The sequence below is a fragment of the Thermovirga sp. genome, assembly GCA_012523215.1.
Classification (GTDB): Bacteria; Synergistota; Synergistia; order Synergistales; family Thermovirgaceae; genus 58-81.
This window is the reverse complement of sequence record JAAYIZ010000131.1, coordinates 1-2,083: the sequence shown is the minus strand read 5'-3', so window position 1 is coordinate 2,083 and position 2,083 is coordinate 1. Positions and strand designations below refer to the sequence as shown.

At 64.4% G+C, this 2,083-nt stretch carries 2 protein-coding genes; one reads left to right on the top strand and one right to left on the bottom strand.

All coding sequences use genetic code 11. The annotated features are described in order from the left end of the window. On the top strand, window positions 1-360 hold a 360-nt coding region (locus GX108_03640; protein NLO56136.1), incomplete at its 5' end, for a hypothetical protein. Between the two features lie 1,274 nt (window positions 361-1,634). On the opposite strand, the gene GX108_03635 is transcribed toward GX108_03640, so the two are convergent. After that, a partial coding sequence (locus GX108_03635) for a DMT family transporter (protein ID NLO56135.1) occupies window positions 1,635-2,083 on the bottom strand: 449 nt, incomplete at its 5' end.

Genomic DNA, 2,083 nt, shown 5'->3' with positions numbered 1-2,083 from the left:
GTACCCTGGGAATACAGGGACCTGGAGAAGGAGCGCGGGAGAGGTTGGATCGAAGGAGCCTGGGAGATCGAGGCTGCCCTTCCGGAAGGGGCACCGGAGATCTTCGGCGTAGCCCTGGCCGCGGCGGGGCTGGGCGTCGGGGGGCTGAGGGTCGCCTCCAAGGCGAGGCTCTCGCTGGAACAGTGGGAGAAGGCGCCCTTTTTGCCCCTGTCCCTCGTGGACAGACCCCTCGTGTCGGTGCTGGCGCAAGTCCTGGGAGAACGCTACCCCCAGTTGATCTTTTCGAGGAACGGGGCGTCCCTGGAACTTCCCTCGAGGGCCGACATGGTTGAGGAGGTCCTTCTGTCATGGATAAAGTGAGGGAAGAGAGGACGCTGTGGAACGGATCGCAGGGAGAGAGCACCCCCTCCAGTAAATGGGAGGTCCCCCTGGCGGAGAGGATGAGGCCCAGGACGCTCGATGAGATGGCGGGACAGGGGCACCTCCTTTCGAGGGGAGCCCCTCTTTCCAGGGCGGTGCAGTCGGGGCGCGTGCCCAGTTGCATACTTTACGGCCCCCCCGGCGTGGGTAAGACGTCCATCGCCCGCCTGATGGCCTCCATGACGGGGCGCGATTTCCTGGAGATAAACGCCGTTTCGGCCAACGTGGCCGCCCTCAGGGAGCTGGTGGCCGAGGCAAAGCGCCTCAAGGACCTCAACGGCCGGGCTCCCGTGGCCTTTGTCGACGAGATCTATCATTTCAACCGGCAGCAGCAGAACGCCCTGCTGCCCTCCGTCGAAAAGGGAGACCTGATCCTGATGGGCACCACCACGGAGAACCCCTCTTTTGAGATAAACAAGACCCTCCTTTCCAGGGCCGTAGTCTATGAACTTCGCCCCCTGGAGGTGCAAGACCTGGTGGGATTGCTGGAGAGGGCGCTGAGCGACAGGGAGCGGGGCCTCGGCGAACTGGAGCTCTCCGCTTCAGGCCAGACCCTGAAGGAGATCGCCCTGGGAGCGGGGGGCGACGCCCGCCAGGCCCTCACCAGGCTGGAGCTCTCCGCCCATGCCGTGGCGACCGGTGGCGGGAGCGTTATCGACATCGATACGGTGAGGAAGATCTCCCCCAAGGCCCTGCAGCGCTATGACCGTGATCAGGACGACCACTACAGGATCATCTCGGCGCTGATCAAGAGCATGCGGGGTTCCGACCCCGACGCCGCCGTCTACTGGCTGGGACGGCTCGTGGCCGGAGGGGAGGATGTTCGTTTTGTGGCCCGGCGGCTCCTGGTGTTCGCCGCCGAGGACGTGGGGCTCGCCGACCCGCGCGCGCTATCGGTGGCGGCGGGGGCGGCTTACGCCTCGGACTTCGTGGGGTGGCCCGAGGCCAGGATTATTCTCTCGGAGGCTGTCGTCTACCTGTCGCTGGCCCCGAAGAGCAACAGCGCCTACAAGGCCATCGACGAGGCCCTTTCAGCCATAGAGGGTGGTGAACTCCAGGAAGTGCCCCTCCACCTCAGGCCCGGCGGAAAGGGGTACGCCTACCCCCACGAATTTCCGGAGCACTGGGTGGCTCAGAAGTACATGGAGCGGCCGATGAGATTTTACAGGCCGGGCGACCTCGGAGAGGAACCGGAGATGGCCAGGCTTCATAGGTTAAAGCGTGATGGTCATGACGCCGATGAAAACGAGGATGATCCCGCCAGCCAGGCGGGGGGTGAGTTTTTCGCCGAGGAAGAGCGTAGCGAAGAGGGCCGCCAGGAAGGGCCTGATGGAAACAATGCAGACGATGACGTCAACGGGGGCTAACCCGAAGGCGTAGGTCATGAAGAGGTTGCCCACCGTGAGACCCAGGGCGCCCGCCAGGGCCATCTCGACCATCACGACGCGGGATAGATTCCCGACCCCCCTGCCCCTTTCGAGAAGGAAGAACAGCATCCACGAACCCAGCGCCACGCTCACAGCCCGCCACCACTCCAGCTGCGGAACCGGTATGGTCTGCATGAGGACCTTGTTGGTGAGCATGCCGAAGGTCCAGCAGGACATGGCCAGGAAGGAGGCCACCAGGCCTCCGAGGACCTGGCGTTTTCGCTTGGGATCCCCCT